This is a genomic window from Castellaniella sp. WN (assembly GCF_054457555.1).
Map to the genome: position 1 here is coordinate 2,281,737 of NZ_JBTKZC010000001.1, position 16,679 is coordinate 2,298,415.

Sequence of the window (16,679 nt, forward strand, 5' to 3'; positions counted from 1 at the left end):
GTGGGTGCTGCGGGCTCAGGTCAGGGTGACCCGGGCGAACTTGCGCTTGCCGACCTGCATGACGTAGGTGCCCGCCGGCAGCAGCAGTGACTTGTCCTCGACGCGGTCGCCGTCGATGCGCACGCCGCCCTGCTCGATATTGCGCTGGGCCTCGGACGCCGAGGCCGCCAGCCCCGATTCGCGCAGCACCTTGAGGATGCCCATGGGCGCGACCCCGGCGGTGACTTCGGGCATGTCGTCGGGAATCACGCCATCGCGGAACCGGGCGTTGAATTGCTCCAGCGCGCGCGCGCCCGCTCCGGCGCCATGGAACCGGTCGACGATCTCGCTGGCCAGCAGGACCTTGGCGTCGCGCGGATTGCGGCCGGCGACGATTTCCGCCTGCAGGACGCCGATATCCTCCAGGGAGCGGAAGGACAGCAGATCGAAATAGCGCCACATCAGGGTATCGGAGATCGACATCAGCTTGCCGAACATGGAATCCGGCGCCTCGGTGATGCCGATATAGTTGCCCTTGGACTTGGACATCTTTTCGACCCCGTCGGTGCCTTCCAGAAGCGGCATCGTCAGGACGCACTGGGGCTCCTGGCCGTATTCCTTCTGCAGTTCCCGGCCCACCAGCAAATTGAACTTCTGGTCGGTGCCGCCGAGTTCGAGGTCTGCCTTCAGGGCCACGGAATCGTAACCCTGCAGCAGCGGGTACAGGAATTCGTGCACGGAGATCGGCACGCCGCCCTTGAAGCGGCGGGTGAAATCATCGCGCTCCATCATGCGGGCGACGGTGTAGCGCGATGCCAGCTGGATCAAGCCGCGCGTGCCCAGCGGATCGCACCATTCGGAGTTGTAGCGGATTTCCGTGCGGTCGGGGTCCAGCACCAGACTGGCCTGGGCGTAATAGGTCTTGGCGTTTTCACGGATCTGTTCCGGCGTGAGCGGCGGGCGGGTGGCGTTGCGGCCACTGGGATCGCCGATCTGGGCGGTGAAGTCGCCGATCAGGAAGATGACTGTATGGCCGAGATCCTGCAGCTGGCGCATCTTGTTGAGCACCACTGTATGGCCCAGGTGGATGTCGGGTGCGGTGGGGTCCAGGCCGAGCTTGATGCGCAAGGGCGTGCCGGTGGCGCGGCTGCGCGCCAGTTTGGCGGCGAATTCGGAAACGACGAGCAATTCGTCGCAACCCCGCTGGGCCACGCGCAGATCTTCGGCGATCCGGGGGTCGGCAGGGTCGGAGGGGGACGACATGATATACGCTTTTACCAGAAAAAAATGAAAAACCGCTCGAAAAAACAGCAGGTATGCGCTAGCATAACGTGCCATCGCAGCTTCTGTACAACACATTCGACGCCAGTCCGGGCGGCGGGGATCTCATGTTAGCAGAACCCCCCTTTTCACCCAGGATGCGCGCAGCCCGAATCCACCGCACCGATTCCGCCCATGATGCCTGAGGCCACCCCGCCGCAACGCCACCGCCACGTTACCCGCAGTTTGTTGTTCGCCGCCGGAGGCCTGTTCCTGACCGCGGCCGCGCTGGCCGTCGTCCAGCCCTCCGCTCCTCCGGAACCCATCTTCCAGGCCCGCCAGACGCTCGACCTGCCGCCCCTGGATGCCCGGGCCGGCCACGACGCCGCGCCCTATATCGCCTCGACCCGCATCCGCCGCGGCGATACGGTGGCCGATCTGCTGAACCGCCTGGGAGTGAACGAGGACGGCCTGCTGGCCTTTCTGACGCACGACGCCCGCGCGCGCTCCATCTACAAGCTCTACCCGGGCCGTACCGTGCAGGCCGCCCTGGACGACCAGGGCCGGATGGTGTGGCTGCGCTACACCCACACGCCGGGCGCCACCAGCAAAGCGGGCCTCGACTCTTCCTGGCTGGAAGTCCGGCCCGCCGCCGACGGAGGCTTCTCCGCCCAGGAACGCACCATCGCCGCCGCCCGCGAGACCCGCATCGCCGAAGGCGAGATCGCCACTTCCCTGTTCGGCGCCGCCGACCAGGCCCAGGTCCCGGATGCGATCACCATGGAAATGGTGGACATCCTGGGCAGCCGCATCGACTTCCTGAAAGATCTGCGCAAGGGCGACCGCTTCCGGATCGTCTACGACGCCTACATGCACGACGGCGAAGAAGTCGGCACCGGTCACATCCGCGCCCTGGAATTCATCAACCGGGGCAAGACCTACAGCGCCGTCTGGTTCCAGAATGGCCAGGCGCCGGGCGGCTATTATGATTTCTCCGGCGCCAGCCTGAAGGGCGCCTTCCTGCGCACCGCGATCAAGTTCACCCGCATCAGTTCGGGCTTCGGCATGCGCATGCATCCGATCCACAAGCAATGGACCGGTCACAAGGGCGTGGACTACGCGGCGCCCTCGGGAACGCCGATCCACGCCACGGCCGATGGCACGGTGGAATTCATCGGCCGGCAGAACGGCTATGGCAACGTCATCATCCTGAAGAACTTCGGCAAGTATTCCACGCTGTACGCTCACCAGAGCCGATTCGCCAAGGGCCTGAAGAAGGGCGATCGCGTCCAGCAGGGCCAGCTGATCGGCTATGTGGGATCGACCGGCTGGGCGACCGGCCCGCACCTGCACTATGAATTCCGCATCGACAAGCGGCCGGTCGATCCGCTGTCCGTGGACCTGCCGGTGGCGCGCACCCTGGAAACGGCCGATCGCAAGGCTTTCCAGGCCGTGGTGGCCCGCTACCAGCCTCAGATCGAACTGATGGCGCGACTGCAGGACAGCCGCATCCAGGTCGCCCAGCAATAGGGCGGCCCGCCGCGAACAGGCCCGGGAAACCGCCGCATGGCCCCCGATCGGGCGACCGAACCGTACATCGGCCTGATGTCGGGCACCAGCACGGACGGCGTGGACGGCGTGCTGGCGGACCTGGGCGGCGGCTCGATCCGGATGCTGGCCAGCGCCGGCCTGGCCCTGCCGGACGAACTGCGTCATGAATTATTGGCCCTGAACGCCCCCGGCCCCGACGAGCTCGCCCGGGCGGCCCGGGCGGCCAACGCGCTGGCGGACTGCTACGCGGCCGTCGTCCGCGATCTGCTGGCGCAGGCCGGCCTGCCCGCCACCCGCGTCCTCGCCATCGGTGCCCACGGGCAGACGGTGCGCCACGCGCCTGAATCGGGCTATACCATCCAGATCAACGCACCGGCTCGACTGGCGGAGCGGACCGGCATCGCGGTCGTGGCGGATTTCCGCAGCCGCGACGTCGCCGCCGGCGGCCAGGGGGCTCCTCTGGTGCCGGCTTTCCATGCGGCGCGCTTCGGCCGCGGCGAGGGCCGCGCGGTCCTGAACCTGGGCGGGATTGCCAACCTGACCGTGCTGGAAGACCCGGTGCGCGGCTTCGACACCGGGCCGGCCAACATGCTGATGGATGCCTGGACCCGGCGCCACCGGGGCCAGCCCTACGACCGCGATGGAGCCTGGGCGGCGCAAGGCCGCTGCCACGGCGGCCTGCTGGCCGCGCTGCTGGCCGAACCCTGGCTCGATGCGACGCCGCCGAAATCCACCGGGCGCGACCTGTTCAGCCTGGACTGGCTGGACAGCCGGCTCGATGCCCTGCCCGCCGGCGACCGGCCGCAACCCGCCGACGTCCAGGCCACCCTGCTGCGCCTGTCGGTGGACTCGATCGCCGACGCCGTGCGCCGCCATGCGCCGGACACACGGGAAATCCTGGCCTGTGGCGGCGGCGCCCGGAACCCGGTGTTCATGGCTGCCCTGGCGCGGGCCCTGCCCTGCCGCCTGACGACCACGGATGCCTACGGCGTACCCGCCCAGGATGTCGAGGCGCTGGCCTTCGCCTGGCTGGCGCAGGCGCACATCCGAGGCCGCTCCGCCTGCCTGCCCGCCGTCACGGGCGCGCGGCGCGCGACCATCGCCGGTTGCCTGTATCCCGCATAAGCAGGTCTTCGCCCACCCCGCGGCCTGCGTGCCGCCCGGATTCGTCAGGTCGGACACACGGCAGTCCGCGGGGACCGCCGTGTCCGGGCTCACGCCGGCGGCGCAATCAAGGCGAGAAAGAGGAACCGCAGCCGCAGGTGGTGTTGGCGTTGGGGTTGCGGATGACGAACTGCGAGCCTTCCAGGTCGTCCTTGTAATCGATCTCGGAACCGACCAGGTACTGGAAACTCATGGGGTCCACCAGCAACTGGACACCGTCGCGTTCGATGGTGGTGTCGTCCTCGGCCACGTCCTCGTCGAATGTGAAGCCGTACTGGAAGCCCGAGCAGCCGCCCCCCTGGACGAAGACCCGCAGCTTCAGATCAGGGTTGTGTTCCTCGATCAGCAATTCGCGGACCTTGGCGGCGGCGGCATCGGTAAAGATCAGGGGGCTGGGCGGAACGTCGAGATCCGCATGTTCGATGGTGCTCAAGGCAAGACTCCTGCGCGTTCGGGGGACGCGCGGTTCAGGTCGGCGTCCTGGGAGGCCCGGACCGTGTCGCCTTCGAGGATTTCGAGGCGGACCGACTGGATCGAGAGATCCGGCACCCGCCGCAGGACGCCCGTGCTGCGCTGGAACTGGTCGAAGACCAGGGCCAGCGGATCCGCCCCCGGGGCGGACGCGGAGACCTCGCCGGCGGCGGAGGCCACTGGCGGGCTCAATTCGATTTTAACGTCTTTACCCTGCGAACGGCCATTGGCCACGAATCGCATGCGGCCTTTGAAGGGTTCGGCCTGGGGCGCGGCGTTGCGCGTCAGCAGCACCCGGTAGCGCAGGAACTCGCCATCCGCCTGGATGTCGAAGGCGCGCACCGCCACGGCGCCCGCAGGCCCCGGCGGGATCAGTTGTTCGTAGAAGGCCAACTGGTCGCGGGTACGGCCCAGCTCCTGCTGCAGCTCGGCGTTCTTGTCCTGGAGCACGCGCTGGGTGCCCGCCTGGACTTCGGCTTCGCTGCGCAGGGCCGCCAGATCGGCCTGGACCCGGGCCAGTTCGGCCTGGAGGGACTCGACCTGGGATTGCCGCGCCTGGAGCGCGTCGCGTTCCCCCGAGTGCATGCCGAAATGCATGGCCAGCGCCCCGATGGCGAACACCACCGCCAGCAGCATGAGCCGGGACAGGCCGCGCACCAGCCACAGGCTGAGACCGCCGCCGCGCGCCGTGGAGGATTGCGTCATGCGTGTCTCCTCAGGGCAGCACCGCCACGTGCCGCAGACCGGTGGTTTCCGGCAGACCGAACATCAGGTTCATGTTCTGCACGGCCTGGCCCGCGGCGCCCTTGACGAGGTTGTCCTGGACCACCAGGACAACCAGGGTATCGCCGCCGGCCGGCCGGTGCACGGCGATGCGCAACATGTTCGAGGCGCGCACCGAGCGCGTCTGCGGCAGGCTGCCAGCCGGCATGACGTCCACGAAGGGCTCGCCAGTGTAGCGCTGCTCGTACAGCGCCTGGAAATCAGTGTCCAGGGCGTCCGGCAGGATGCGCAGGTACAGGGTGGAGAACATGCCTCGGATCATGGGCACCAGGTGCGGCACGAAGGTCAGGCCCACCGGCGCGCCCGCGATGCGGGCGAGGCATTCGGAGATTTCGGGATGATGGCGGTGCCCCGCCACACCGTAGGCCGCGAAATTGTCGGCCGCTTCGGAAAACAGGGAGCCGACCTGGGTCTTGCGCCCCGCCCCGGACACCCCGGATTTCGAATCGGCGATGACGTGCGCGGTGTCGATCAGGGGCCGGCCGGCCTGCAGCACGGGAGCGAGTCCCAGCAACACCGTGGTCGGATAGCAGCCGGGATTGCCCACGACCCGGGCTTGGCGGATGCGATCGCGATCCAGTTCCGGCAGGCCGTAGACGGCGTCCTTGAGCACGTCGGGGCTGCTGTGCGGCATCTTGTACCACTGCTGAAAGGTATCGACGTCCTGCAGGCGGAAATCCGCCGCCAGGTCGATCACCCGCACGCCGTGCTCCAGCAGGCCGCGCGCCTGTTCCATGGCCACGCCGTGCGGGGTGGCGAAGAACACCACGTCGCACTGGCTCAACGCGGCTTCCTCGGGCGTCTGGAAGCGCAGGTCCACATGGCCGCGCAGATTGGGGAACATGTCGGCCACCGGCATCCCCGATTCCTTGCGGGACGTGATGGCGCGCAGCCGGACATCGGGATGCTGCGACAGCAGACGCAGCAGTTCCACGCCCGTGTAGCCGGTCCCGCCGACGATGCCGGCCTTGATGGGGGTGGAGGTATTCTTGCTCATGCGAGGGATCCTGTCTGGAAACACAGCGGCCCGCTCGTCTGTCCGGGCGGAACCGCTTCACGGTTCATCTTCCAGATTATGGCATGCCCTGTAAGCCGCGGCAGGCCGCGAAAACGAAAAACGCCGCCCGAAAACCGGAGCGGCGTTTTTCTTCGCGCCAGGCGGCAGGCCGCCCGGATGCCGGATCAGCGCTTGCTGAACTGCTTGCGCCGGCGGGCCTTGTGGAAGCCGACCTTCTTGCGCTCGACTTCGCGGGCGTCGCGGGTCACCAGGCCCGCCTGCTTCAGCGGCGACTTCAGGGTCTCGTCGTAGTCGATCAGGGCGCGCGTGATGCCGTGACGGACGGCACCGGCCTGGCCGGATTCGCCGCCACCGTGGACGTTGACGTGGAAGTCGAACGATTCCAGGTGGTTGGTCACTTCCAGCGGCTGGCGCACGACCATGCGGCCGGTTTCGCGAGCGAAATATTCATCGACGGGGCGGCCGTTGACGACGATCTTGCCCGTGCCTTTTTTCAGGAACACACGCGCCACAGACGTCTTGCGGCGGCCAGTGCCGTAATTCCAGTTACCGATCATGATGGCCTATCCTCAGAAGTCCAGGGGTTGCGGCTGCTGCGCGGTGTGCGGGTGCTCGGCACCGGCATAGACCTTCAGCTTCTTCGCCATGGCGTAGCCCAGGGGGCCTTTGGGCAGCATGCCCTTGACGGCCTTCTGCAAGGCACGGCCGGGGAAGCGCTGCTGCATCTTCTGGAAGTTGGTTTCCGTGATCCCGCCCGGATAGGTGGAGTGACGGTAGTAGCGCTTGTCCTGCGCCTTGGCGCCCGTGACGACGATATCGGCGGCATTGATGACGACGATGTAATCGCCCGTGTCCACGTGCGGCGTGAATTCCGGTTTGTGCTTGCCACGCAGGCGGCGTGCGACTTCGCTGGCCACACGACCCAGGACCTTGCCCTTGGCGTCGATCACAAACCAGTCACGCTTGACTTCATGCGGCTTGGCCACAAAGGTCTTCATGATGGTGTTCCTGATGAAATGAATGAAAGGATTTTCGCCGACCCGCCAGGGCTTTATAGGAGGGCGGGCAAAGCCGGCCCCGCAACCCGTACGGTACGAACTCGAACGAAAATCCTACCATTGTACATGGAAGACGCTGGATGGACAAACCGAAACCAGCTCCGAACCGGAGAGCACAGGACGGTCCACGCCGGGTGGCCACGCGGGCCGGACACGCCGGCGCGATCCCCGGACATGCATTGAAAAGGGGGCGCTCCTCGCGAAGCACCCCCTTTCCGTGCGGCCAGGAAACTATTTCTTCCGGGCCAGGGCGGCGCCCAGGTAGTTGTCGTAGGAGCCTTCGGCCACCCGGAACCAGGGCACGATGTTGTCGCGGAAGGCCATGTAGTTGTCGAAGATCTTCTTGAAGCCGGGATCCTTGTCGCAGAATTCCTTGTAGACCTTGTTGGAGGCCTCGAACGAAGCATCCATGACTTCGCGCGGGAAGCTCTTGAGCACGGCGCCCCCGGCGATCAGGCGGCGCAGAGCCTCGGGATTGTGGGCGTCGTAGTCCTGGACCATCTTCGAGCCAGCGGCGCGCGAGGCAACGTCGATGACGCGCTGGTAGGCCTTGGGCAGTTCGGCGTAGGCCTTGTCGTTGACGTACAGCGAAACCTGGGCCGAGCCTTCCCACCAGCCCGGGTAGTAATAGTATTTGGCGACCTTCTGGAAGCCGAGCTTTTCGTCATCCACGGGGCCGACGAATTCCACCGCGTCCAGCGCGCCCTTTTCCAGGGACGGGTAGATGTCGCCGGGAGGGATCTGCTGCGGAATCACGCCCAGGCGCGACAGGACTTCGCCCGCGAAACCGGCCGTGCGCATCTTCAGGCCCTTCAGGTCCTCGATGGTCTTGATTTCCTTGCGATACCAGCCGCCCATCTGGGTGCCGGTGTTGCCCAGGGGGAAATTGACGATGCCGCGCGGCGCGAACAGCTCGCGCATCAGCTTCAGGCCGTCGCCCTCGTACATCCAGGCGTTCATCTGGCGCACGTTCAGGCCGAAGGGCACCGCCGTGTCGAAGCAGAAGGAGGGATCCTTGCCGTAGTAGTAGTAGGACGCGGTCTGGCCGCATTCGACGGTACGGTTGCCGACGGCGTCCATCACGCCGTAGCCCGGCACCAGTTCGCCTGCCGGATACAGGCGGATGTTGAAATTCCCGTCGGTGATTTCCTTGACCATGTCGCAGAACATCTGCGCCGTCGAGAAGAGCGGCGGCAGCGACGGCCCGTAGGTCGAGGTCATCTTCCAGTTGATCTGGGGGGCCGACTGGGCGATGGCCGGGGCGGCCACCGCCGCCGTGCCCGCCACCGCGCCCAGGCCCGCCTTTTTCAGAAATGCGCGACGCTGCATGATGAAGGATCTCCTGTCTGTTGGAATATTCGGTAGAGGTCGCTACCAAGCCCTTCGATATTACACTGCACGCCCCCGCGCTGCACGCCGCGCCACATGGAAAACCGCGCGGGCTAAAGCCCGGCAACCGCCATGTCCTCGATCAGCACCGAGCCGGTGGCCTTGGCGCCCCGCGCATGGACGTCGGCCCCCACGGCGACGATCCGGCGGAACATGTCCGCCAGGTTGCCGGCAATCGTGATTTCCTGGACGGGGTGGCGGATGACGCCATCCTGCACCCAATAGCCGAAGGCCCCGCGCGAATAATCACCGGTGACGTAGTTCACGCCCTGGCCGATGAGCTCGGTGACCAGCAGCCCGGTACCCATCTCGCGCAACAGCGCGGGCAGGTCGTCGTCCGGCCGGGTCAGGCGCGAGCGCAGGCTGAGGTTGTGCGAGCCGCCCGCGTTGCCGGTGGTCGGCATGCCCAGCTTGCGGGCCGTGTAGGTGGACAGGAAATACCCCGTGAGCACGCCTTGGTCCACCACCCGGCGGGCCTGCGGGCGGACCCCTTCGGCATCGAAGGGCGAACTGCCCTGGGCGCCGGGGACGTAGGGGTTCTCGACCACGTCCAGATGATCGGCCAGGACGGGCTTGCCCAGCGTGTCCAGCAGGAAGCTGGCCTTGCGGTACAGCGCGCCGCCGCTGGCGGCCTGGACCAGCGCGCCCAGCAGGCCGACGGCCAGGGGGGCCTCGAACAGCACCGGGTAGCGTCCGGTCCTGACCGGACGCGCGCCCAGGCGCGACAGGGCGCGCTCCGCCGCGTAGCGGCCCACCGCGGCCGGCGCGGCCAGGTCGCTGGCCCGACGCGCGGACGTGTACCAGTAGTCCCGCTGCATGCCGTCGCCGCGCCCCGCGATGGGAGCCACCGACAGGCTGTGTCGCGAATAGGGGTAGCCTCCCAGGAAGCCGCGCGAATTGCCCAGGACGAAATGGCCTTCCATCGTGTCCAGGGAGGCGCCCTCGGAGTTGGTGATCCGCTTGCTGGTCGCCAACGCGGCGCGTTCGGCCCGGATCGCCAGGCGGGCCGCGTCCTCGGCGTCGATAGCCCACGGATGGTGCAGGTCCAGATCCGGATAGTGCAGGGCGAAGAGTTCGGGCTCGGGCAGGCCCGCGGCCGGGTCCTCGGCGGTGTAGCGGGCGATGTGCCAGGCGGCGTCCACGGTGCGGCGCAGGGCCTCGGCGGAGAAATCGGAGGTCGAGGCCGAACCCCGGCGCTGACCGGCGAACACCGTCACGGCCATCGACCGGTCGCGTGTCTGCTCGATGGTCTCGATGGCACGATGGCGGACCGAGACGGACAGCCCCCGGCTTTCGGAAATCTCCACGGCGGCATCCGTGGCGCCGGCCTGTTTCGCATGGCGCAGCGCATCGCCGGCCAGTTCGCGGAAATGGGCCTGCTGGGCGGGAACATCGAGGAAATCGTCGGTTCGTTGATTCATGCAAAATCCGCTGGTGTCGAGACGGTTGTTCGGGACGGTTATCATAGACAATCACGGACCATTTTATGCCCGAACCCATGGATGACACGCCCCTGCCCGCCCCGCCGGACGACTTCCCGGAAGACCGGCGGCCCAGCAAATCCCAGGTCAAACGCGACATGCACGCCCTGCTGGACCTGGGCCGCGAGCTGATCGCGCTGCCTCCCGCCAGGCTGGCCCGGCTGCCGCTGGACGAGCCGCTGCGCGAGGCCATCGCCCTGGCCCAGCGCATCCACAGCAACGAGGGCAGGCGCCGCCAGGTGCATTACGTCGGCAAGCTGATGCGCCATGCCGACGCCCAGGCCCTGCGCGCCCAGCTCGACCTGTGGGCCAACGGCTCTCGCGAGGAGACCCGCGCCATGCACCGGCTGGAGGAACTGCGCGACCGTCTGATCGACAGCGACGAGGTCCTGACGCAACTGCTGGAACGATTCCCGGGACTGGATATCCAGTCCCTGCGCGCCCAGATCCGCGCCGCCCGCAAGGAAGCCCGGGACAATGCCGCCCTGCCCCAGGGCCGCGAACCGGCTCGCAGGCACTACCGCGCCCTGTTCCAGACCCTGAAGACCCTGGATTTCGAGGACGAGACTTCCCGATGACCCCGACCCTGGAAACCATCGAACGCACGACCAGCCCCGAGCCCACGCACAGCGTGATCTGGCTGCACGGCCTGGGAGCCGACGGCCACGACTTCGAGCCCATCGTGCCTGAGCTGACCCGCCCCGGAAACGGTCCCCTCCTGCCTGCGCTGCGCTTCGTGTTCCCGCACGCGCCGGTGCGCCCGGTGACCCTGAACCAGGGCCTGCCGATGCGCGCCTGGTACGACCTGTATGGCCTGGACCGCGACATGCGCGAGGACATCGACGGCCTGCGCGCCGCCCGCCACGCGATCACCGAGCTGATCGAACAGGAGAACCGGCGCGGCATCCCCGCCGCACGCATCGTGCTCGCAGGTTTCTCGCAGGGCTGCGCCACGGCGCTGTACACCGGCCTGCGCCACCCGGAACGCCTGGCCGGCCTGATCGGCCTGTCGGGCTACCTGCCGCTGCGCAACACCCTGGCCGCGGAACGTCATCCCGCCAATGCCGGCACGCCGGTCTTCATGGCGCACGGCACGATGGATACGGTAGTACCCATGACCTACGCGGAAACCAGCCGGGACGCGATGGCCGCGCAGCGGCAGCCGGTGGAATGGCACACCTACCCGATGCCGCACGGCCTGCATCCGCGGGAACTGGACGACATCCGGGCGTTTCTGGCACGGGTGACAGGCGCCTGACCCGACGCTCCGATGCGCCAGGCGCCTGACAGTCCGCAAGGGACTCTTGGATTGAGACATCCCTCCACGTCGCGGCTTGCAAGCCGCTCCGATGCGCCAGGCGCCTGACAGTCCGCAAGGGACTGTCAGGCGTCCAGGCGCATCCAGAGCCTTCGCATGCCGGGGTCCGATTCGTCGGGATCGTTCCGCATGCCCAGGGACGTCATCAAGCCCAGCATGGGCCGATTGGTCGCCAGGACAATGCCTTCGATGTAGCTCAGGCTCTGGCGCCGCGCGACGTCGATCAGGCTGCGCATCAGCGCCGCGCCGACGCCGCGCCTCTGCCAGTCATCGGCGATCACCAGCGCGTATTCCGCTCCCTGGCCATCGGCGTTGCGCAGGTAGTGCGCGAAGCCCACGATGCGCTCGCGCAACAGGCCGCGGTTTTCCGGATTGGACACCTGGGTCGTGGCGACCAGGGCGACCTCGCGGTCGTAGTCGATGCGGGTATAGCGCGCCAGCATGCGCGGCGTGAGTTCGCGCAGCATCGATACGAACCGCATGTAGCGCGACTCGTCGGACAGGTCCCGCACGAATTCCTGCAGCAGCACGGCGTCCTCGGGCCGGATGGGCCGCAGCAGCCATTCCTGGCCGTCTTCCCGGATCATCGGCAGGACCAGGCGGCGCGGATACGGATGGATCGCCATGTGGCGATAGGCGCGGTTCTCGGGGCGCTCGCCGTCGTAGTCCGGATCCAGCCCGACCCGGATGCCGCCGGCGTACAGACTGGTGTCATCCCACCAGACCGGATCGATCGACAGCGTGCGGATGCCGGGCAGTTCGCTGACGATCTCGGAGATCCGCTCCAGCGCCTCGCGCAATTGCTCGAACGCGGCCGGACTGAGGTCGCGCTCCAGCACGCGAGACCAGAACTTGCCCCGCTGGATCAACTGGCGCGCCAGGTAGTTGTTCAGCGGCGGCAGCTCGATTTCCCTGTGAGGGGACGCCAGCCGGGCGGCATCGCCGCCCGGGCCGAATTGCATGTACGGCCCGAAGCGCGCATCCTGGCGCACGCGGATGGCCATGGGCACATGCTCGCGGGCGGCGTCGGGCACGGGCTGGTCGTCCAGCCGGATCGGCACGTGGAAGCAGTCCAGCAGCCAGCGGCAACTGGATTGGTCCAGTTCGGATCGGCCCGACATGATGGCGTCGTTGAGCAGCGCGCGGGCCTCGTCCAGGCGCGGAGGCCGGCTGAGCATTTCCGGCGGCAGCGTCTGCTGCGCCAGGGTCTGGTTGTACTGGTAGGACGCCAGGATGCCGAAGGCGTTGGCGGCCGATTCCGGTGTGCGGAAGGCTGGCAGCCCCACCGAGTCCAGCCGATGGCGCTGGGCGCGCATCGCGGCGTCGCCCAGAAAGCAGGACATGATGGGCTTGGAGGATGCCTCGGAGAACCGGGCCAGGGCCTCGGCGGCGCCATCCATGTCCGACAGGGCGTCCGGCGCGATCAGAACCAGCACGCCGTCCACGTTGGCGTCGCCAGCCAGCACGCCCAGGGCCTGCTGCAGCCGCGCTGGATCCAGCGGGGCATGACTGATGACGGGATTGCCCAGGGCCGCGCCCGGCTCCAGGAGCGCCGCCAGATCGCGCTGCGTCTGCATGGACAGGTCTGCCCGCGATACCGGGCCGCTGCCGCCGATGACATCCAGCGCCAGATGGGCCGCGCCGTAGCCGTTGGAGAACAGCGCGATGCGGCGCCCCCGCTGGCGCTTGGCATGGACGAGGACCTTCAGTGCCGAAAAAAGCTGCACGAAGAACCGGATCCGCACCGCGCCGGTGCGCCGCACCAGCGCGTCGAACACCGCGTCGGCGGCCGGGTCCATGTCCGAACGTCCGGCCTTCAGCAGGATGACCGGCTTGACGCTGGCTGCGGCCATCAGCGCGCTGGTGAAACGGCGCGAGGAATCGGCCTCTTCGAGATACAGCACGATGCTGTCCGTGCGCGGATCCATCGACAGATATTCGAGGACCTCGGCCACGGTGACGCCATCCGAGTCGCCGGCCGACACCACGGCGGAGAAACCGAGCTGGATGTCGCCCGCCCAGTCCAGCACGGCGGCGGCCACCATGCGGGACTGCGCAACCAATGCGACCCGGCCCACGGGAGCGCCGCGCTGATCGAGCCCCAGGTTCAGCCCCAGATGCGGGCGCTGGACACCCAGGGCGCCGGGGCCGAGCACCAGGCAGCCGTTCATCCGTCCCCAGGACTGACAGTAGGCGCGGGTCTCGATGGGATCGGCCGCGGGCGTCGAGTGCGGCAACAGCACCAGGGCGCGCGGCTGGTGCTGCTTGAGGGCCCCCAGCGCGGCCGGCAGCCGGGCGGGATCCAGGCACAGCAAGGCCATGTCCAGGCGCTGGCCTTCTTGCAGGAAGTCCAGCCGCTGGGGCATCCGCCATCGGCCGTCGCCCCCGATCCGCACATCGGCGATCCTCCCCTTGAGAAGGGCGGGCGGCGTTCGCACGATGGGCAGTTCGCGGGAACTCAGGATCAGCAGAGAGCGCGGCTCGAACAAGGCCGCCAGGCGGTGGCGCAGCATGTGAAGGACTCCGGACGCCCCCGAACGGGTCGTCCCTTAAAATAGCACATCGACCTTCCGATTCTACAGGGGTTCCTCGGTGTTTTGTTGCACTGCACCAACCCCCATTCGAACCATCACCATGACCGACTCCTCCTCGCGCCCCGTGCGCACGCGCTTCGCCCCTTCCCCCACTGGCTACCTGCACCTGGGCGGCGCCCGCACCGCCCTGTTTTCCTGGGCCTTCGCCCGCCACTTCGGCGGCACCTTCGTGCTGCGCATCGAGGACACGGACCTGGAGCGTTCCACGCCCGAAGCCGTGCAGGCCATCCTGGACGGCATGCAATGGCTGGACCTGAAGGCCGACGAGGGGCCGTTCTACCAGATGCGACGCATGGACCGCTACCGCGCCGTGATCGCCGACATGCTGGCCCAGGGCACGGCCTATCATTGCTACAGCACGCCCGAGGAAGTCGAGGCCATGCGCGAGCGCGCCCGCGCCGTCGGCGCAAAGCCGCGCTATGACGGCACCTGGCGGCCCGAGCCCGGCAAGACCCTGCCGCCGATCCCAGCCGACGTGAAGCCCGTGGTGCGCTTCCGCAGTCCGCAGGACGGCGTCACCGCCTGGGACGACCTGGTCAAGGGCCCCATCAGCTTCGACAACGGCGAACTCGACGACCTGGTGATCGCCCGGCCCGACGGCACGCCCACCTACAACTTCTGCGTGGTGGTGGACGACTGGGACATGCGCATCACTCATGTCATCCGCGGCGACGACCACGTCAACAACACCCCGCGCCAGATCAACATCCTGCGCGCCCTGGGCGGCGAACTACCGCGCTACGGCCACGTGCCGATGATCCTGGGGCCGGACGGCGAAAAGCTGTCCAAGCGCCACGGCGCCGTCAGCGTGATGGAATACGACCGCATGGGCTACCTGCCCGAGGCCATGATCAACTACCTGGCCCGGCTGGGCTGGAGCCACGGCAACGACGAGCTCTTCACCCGCGAACAATTCGTGGAATGGTTCGACCCGCGCAATCTCAGCCGCTCGGCCGCCCAATGGGATCCGAAGAAACTGAACTGGGTCAACGCCCACGCGCTGCGCGCGCTCGACCCGGCCGACCTGGCCGCACGCGTCGCGCCACGCATCGCCCGCCGGGGCGGCGACCCGGCGTCGACCGACCTGCCGGCCATCATGTCGCTGCTGCGCGACCGCGGAGAAACCCTGGAAGACCTGGCCGAAGGCGCCATGCTGTTCTGCGGCCCCTACACACCGGCCGACGACGCCCTGCGCGCCGAAGTCCTGGATGACGCGGCCCGAATCCTGCTGGACGACTTCCGCCAGCGGGCCGGCGCCTTGCCCGGCTGGACCGAGGCGGAACTCGACGACCTGATCAAGACCATCCTGCAAGACCACGGGGTCAAGATGCCGAAGCTGGCGATCCCCCTGCGGGTGGCGGTCACCGGCCGCAAGCACACCCCGTCCATCGGCGCCGTGTTGACCCTGCTGGGCCGGGAAACCGTGCTGGAACGCCTGGCCCGGCTGTGATTTCTAGAACGGCAGGCGGTAGCCCGGCGACATGCGCCGCGCCTTCACGGCGCCGTCCGGGCCGCTCAGATGCAGTTCCGTCGCATCGGCCCGGTCCACGCGATAGCGGTTGGTGTAGATCGGATCCTCCAGGTTGATGGGCGAACCGTTCGATTCCAGGGTACGCAGAATCAGCGTCCGCCCCTCGTGCGACCAGCAGCCGGATTCGTACAGGCCCTGCGACGGCGCGCGCGGACGCTTGACCTGCTCGACGTAATTCATGGTGCCGTCGGGATTCAGCGTATAGAGCGTGCGCAGCGCGCCCGCGACGCCTTTCTGCGAACTGACCGACAGCCAGTTGCCGATCACGGGATCGCCCGCTGCCGCCGCGGAGCAGGAAGGCCGGACGACGGGGGCTTCGGCCGGCGCAGAAGCGGGCTTGATCGGCGCGCAGGCGGTCAGGGTGCCCAGAACAGCTGCGCAAGCGGCCCAGGCATGAATACGAATGCGATCCATTGCTTGATTCCCATCCACGACAAATGTCATTCAATACCCGGGATCGGCGCAGGGCCGCGGCGGGGAGGCCGGACCTTCCGGCCTACAATTTCCCGGTGCGCGCGCGTTCCGCGGGCAAGTCACCATTCTACCGACATGAGCCACTCACTACTCGTTACGCTGCACCTGTTCGCCGCCATCCTGTTCGTGGGCACGGTATTCTTCGAAGTCCTCATCCTCGAAGGCATCCGCAAGCCGCTCGGCCGCGAGGCCATGCGCAACGTCGAGCTGGCGATCGGCCGGCGCGCGCGTCGCATCATGCCCTTCGCCATGATCGTGCTGTTCGGCGCGGGTCTGGGCATGGCCTGGCAATTCCGCGAGGCGCTCGCCCATCCCTTCGCCAGCAGCTTCGCCACGCTGCTGTGGATCAAGATCATCCTGGCCTTCAGCGTGCTGGGCCATTTCATCACCGCCATGACGCTCAGCGGCACCGGCAAGCTGAAGTCCCGCCACTTCCAGATCATCCATCTCAGTGTCTTCTGCCACGTCGTCCTGATCGTGTTTCTCGCCAAGGCCATGTTCTATCTGCAGTGGTGATCACCGCCGGGAACGCGTCTTTTTCGAGACAGGCGCAATCGAATATCGATCCCGTGGCACGCCGCGCCGGGAATAATGCTTGGAACGCGACA

At 67.6% G+C, this 16,679-nt stretch carries 16 protein-coding genes; 6 read left to right on the top strand and 10 right to left on the bottom strand.

The features are described from left to right. Positions 1–15: 15 nt before the first annotated feature. On the bottom strand, positions 16–1,242 hold the full coding sequence (gene tyrS, locus ACTPOE_RS10715) for a tyrosine--tRNA ligase (RefSeq protein ID WP_458872179.1): 1,227 nt from the start codon (positions 1,240–1,242) through the stop codon (positions 16–18). A gap of 192 nt (positions 1,243–1,434) precedes the next feature. Here tyrS and ACTPOE_RS10720 point away from each other — a divergent pair, with 192 nt between their 5' ends. Then, positions 1,435–2,769 carry a peptidoglycan DD-metalloendopeptidase family protein gene (locus ACTPOE_RS10720; RefSeq protein WP_458872180.1) on the top strand — a complete coding sequence of 445 codons (1,335 nt, stop codon included), beginning with the start codon at positions 1,435–1,437 and terminating at the stop codon, positions 2,767–2,769. A 36-nt stretch (positions 2,770–2,805) separates the two neighbouring features. After that, the gene (locus ACTPOE_RS10725; protein WP_458872181.1) at positions 2,806–3,915 is read left to right on the top strand and encodes an anhydro-N-acetylmuramic acid kinase; all 1,110 of its coding nucleotides are present in this window, start codon (positions 2,806–2,808) and stop codon (positions 3,913–3,915) included. 106 nt (positions 3,916–4,021) lie between these two features. On the opposite strand, the gene erpA is transcribed toward ACTPOE_RS10725, so the two are convergent. The 7 genes from erpA to pmbA all read right to left on the bottom strand — a co-directional run bounded on the left by erpA (position 4,022) and on the right by pmbA (position 10,094). Further along, positions 4,022–4,387 carry an iron-sulfur cluster insertion protein ErpA gene (gene erpA / locus ACTPOE_RS10730; protein WP_458872182.1) on the bottom strand — a complete coding sequence of 122 codons (366 nt, stop codon included), beginning with the start codon at positions 4,385–4,387 and terminating at the stop codon, positions 4,022–4,024. Further along, complete coding sequence (locus tag ACTPOE_RS10735; protein WP_458872183.1) at positions 4,384–5,130, bottom strand: DUF6776 family protein; 747 nt, start codon at positions 5,128–5,130, stop codon at positions 4,384–4,386. Before ACTPOE_RS10735 ends, erpA begins: the two co-directional genes overlap by 4 nt. Before the next feature lie 10 nt (positions 5,131–5,140). Continuing rightward, positions 5,141–6,205: an N-acetyl-gamma-glutamyl-phosphate reductase gene (argC, locus tag ACTPOE_RS10740; protein WP_458872184.1), complete on the bottom strand. Its 1,065-nt coding sequence runs from the start codon at positions 6,203–6,205 to the stop codon at positions 5,141–5,143. Between the two features lie 185 nt (positions 6,206–6,390). Then, positions 6,391–6,783, bottom strand: a complete 393-nt coding sequence (rpsI, locus tag ACTPOE_RS10745; protein ID WP_043685028.1) for a 30S ribosomal protein S9 — start codon at positions 6,781–6,783, stop codon at positions 6,391–6,393. Positions 6,784–6,795: 12 nt separating this feature from the next. After that, entirely contained in the window at positions 6,796–7,224 is a 429-nt protein-coding gene (gene rplM, locus ACTPOE_RS10750) for a 50S ribosomal protein L13 (RefSeq protein ID WP_043685031.1), read from the bottom strand. A gap of 291 nt (positions 7,225–7,515) precedes the next feature. Then, positions 7,516–8,613 (bottom strand): TRAP transporter substrate-binding protein, encoded by a 1,098-nt coding sequence (locus tag ACTPOE_RS10755; protein WP_458872185.1) that lies wholly within the window; start codon positions 8,611–8,613, stop codon positions 7,516–7,518. 113 nt (positions 8,614–8,726) lie between these two features. Then, on the bottom strand, positions 8,727–10,094 hold the full coding sequence (gene pmbA, locus ACTPOE_RS10760; RefSeq protein WP_458872186.1) for a metalloprotease PmbA: 1,368 nt from the start codon (positions 10,092–10,094) through the stop codon (positions 8,727–8,729). A gap of 77 nt (positions 10,095–10,171) precedes the next feature. Here pmbA and yjgA point away from each other — a divergent pair, with 77 nt between their 5' ends. Both yjgA and ACTPOE_RS10770 read left to right on the top strand, forming a co-directional pair. Continuing rightward, positions 10,172–10,732: a ribosome biogenesis factor YjgA gene (yjgA, locus tag ACTPOE_RS10765; protein WP_458872809.1), complete on the top strand. Its 561-nt coding sequence runs from the start codon at positions 10,172–10,174 to the stop codon at positions 10,730–10,732. Next, the gene (locus ACTPOE_RS10770; RefSeq protein WP_458872187.1) at positions 10,729–11,412 is read left to right on the top strand and encodes an alpha/beta hydrolase; all 684 of its coding nucleotides are present in this window, start codon (positions 10,729–10,731) and stop codon (positions 11,410–11,412) included. The genes yjgA and ACTPOE_RS10770 overlap by 4 nt, the downstream gene beginning before the upstream one ends. 125 nt (positions 11,413–11,537) lie before the next feature. Here the strand turns inward: ACTPOE_RS10770 and ACTPOE_RS10775 are convergent, their stop codons facing one another. Further along, the gene (locus ACTPOE_RS10775; RefSeq protein ID WP_458872188.1) at positions 11,538–13,985 is read right to left on the bottom strand and encodes a bifunctional acetate--CoA ligase family protein/GNAT family N-acetyltransferase; all 2,448 of its coding nucleotides are present in this window, start codon (positions 13,983–13,985) and stop codon (positions 11,538–11,540) included. A gap of 121 nt (positions 13,986–14,106) precedes the next feature. Here ACTPOE_RS10775 and gltX point away from each other — a divergent pair, with 121 nt between their 5' ends. Continuing rightward, positions 14,107–15,516 carry a glutamate--tRNA ligase gene (gene gltX / locus ACTPOE_RS10780; RefSeq protein ID WP_458872189.1) on the top strand — a complete coding sequence of 470 codons (1,410 nt, stop codon included), beginning with the start codon at positions 14,107–14,109 and terminating at the stop codon, positions 15,514–15,516. A gap of 3 nt (positions 15,517–15,519) precedes the next feature. Here gltX and ACTPOE_RS10785 read toward each other — a convergent pair whose 3' ends face one another. Beyond that, positions 15,520–16,011: a hypothetical protein gene (locus tag ACTPOE_RS10785; protein WP_458872190.1), complete on the bottom strand. Its 492-nt coding sequence runs from the start codon at positions 16,009–16,011 to the stop codon at positions 15,520–15,522. A 135-nt stretch (positions 16,012–16,146) separates the two neighbouring features. On the opposite strand from ACTPOE_RS10785, the gene ACTPOE_RS10790 reads away from it, so the two are divergent. Then, on the top strand, positions 16,147–16,587 hold the full coding sequence (locus ACTPOE_RS10790; RefSeq protein WP_458872191.1) for a CopD family copper resistance protein: 441 nt from the start codon (positions 16,147–16,149) through the stop codon (positions 16,585–16,587). Positions 16,588–16,679: the final 92 nt, after the last annotated feature.

Excerpts from the sequence above, each read along its gene's own strand:
- ACTPOE_RS10790 (WP_458872191.1), top strand. The coding sequence starts at position 16,147 with ATGAGCCACTCACTACTCGTTACGCTGCACCTGTTCGCCGCCATCCTG.
- tyrS (WP_458872179.1), bottom strand. The coding sequence starts at position 1,242 with ATGTCGTCCCCCTCCGACCCTGCCGACCCCCGGATCGCCGAAGATCTG.
- yjgA (WP_458872809.1), top strand. The coding sequence starts at position 10,172 with ATGGATGACACGCCCCTGCCCGCCCCGCCGGACGACTTCCCGGAAGAC.
- ACTPOE_RS10720 (WP_458872180.1), top strand. The coding sequence starts at position 1,435 with ATGATGCCTGAGGCCACCCCGCCGCAACGCCACCGCCACGTTACCCGC.
- ACTPOE_RS10755 (WP_458872185.1), bottom strand. The coding sequence starts at position 8,613 with ATGCAGCGTCGCGCATTTCTGAAAAAGGCGGGCCTGGGCGCGGTGGCG.
- ACTPOE_RS10785 (WP_458872190.1), bottom strand. The coding sequence starts at position 16,011 with ATGGATCGCATTCGTATTCATGCCTGGGCCGCTTGCGCAGCTGTTCTG.
- ACTPOE_RS10775 (WP_458872188.1), bottom strand. The coding sequence starts at position 13,985 with ATGCTGCGCCACCGCCTGGCGGCCTTGTTCGAGCCGCGCTCTCTGCTG.
- rpsI (WP_043685028.1), bottom strand. The coding sequence starts at position 6,783 with ATGATCGGTAACTGGAATTACGGCACTGGCCGCCGCAAGACGTCTGTG.
- ACTPOE_RS10725 (WP_458872181.1), top strand. The coding sequence starts at position 2,806 with ATGGCCCCCGATCGGGCGACCGAACCGTACATCGGCCTGATGTCGGGC.
- pmbA (WP_458872186.1), bottom strand. The coding sequence starts at position 10,094 with ATGAATCAACGAACCGACGATTTCCTCGATGTTCCCGCCCAGCAGGCC.
- ACTPOE_RS10770 (WP_458872187.1), top strand. The coding sequence starts at position 10,729 with ATGACCCCGACCCTGGAAACCATCGAACGCACGACCAGCCCCGAGCCC.
- argC (WP_458872184.1), bottom strand. The coding sequence starts at position 6,205 with ATGAGCAAGAATACCTCCACCCCCATCAAGGCCGGCATCGTCGGCGGG.
- ACTPOE_RS10735 (WP_458872183.1), bottom strand. The coding sequence starts at position 5,130 with ATGACGCAATCCTCCACGGCGCGCGGCGGCGGTCTCAGCCTGTGGCTG.
- rplM (WP_043685031.1), bottom strand. The coding sequence starts at position 7,224 with ATGAAGACCTTTGTGGCCAAGCCGCATGAAGTCAAGCGTGACTGGTTT.
- gltX (WP_458872189.1), top strand. The coding sequence starts at position 14,107 with ATGACCGACTCCTCCTCGCGCCCCGTGCGCACGCGCTTCGCCCCTTCC.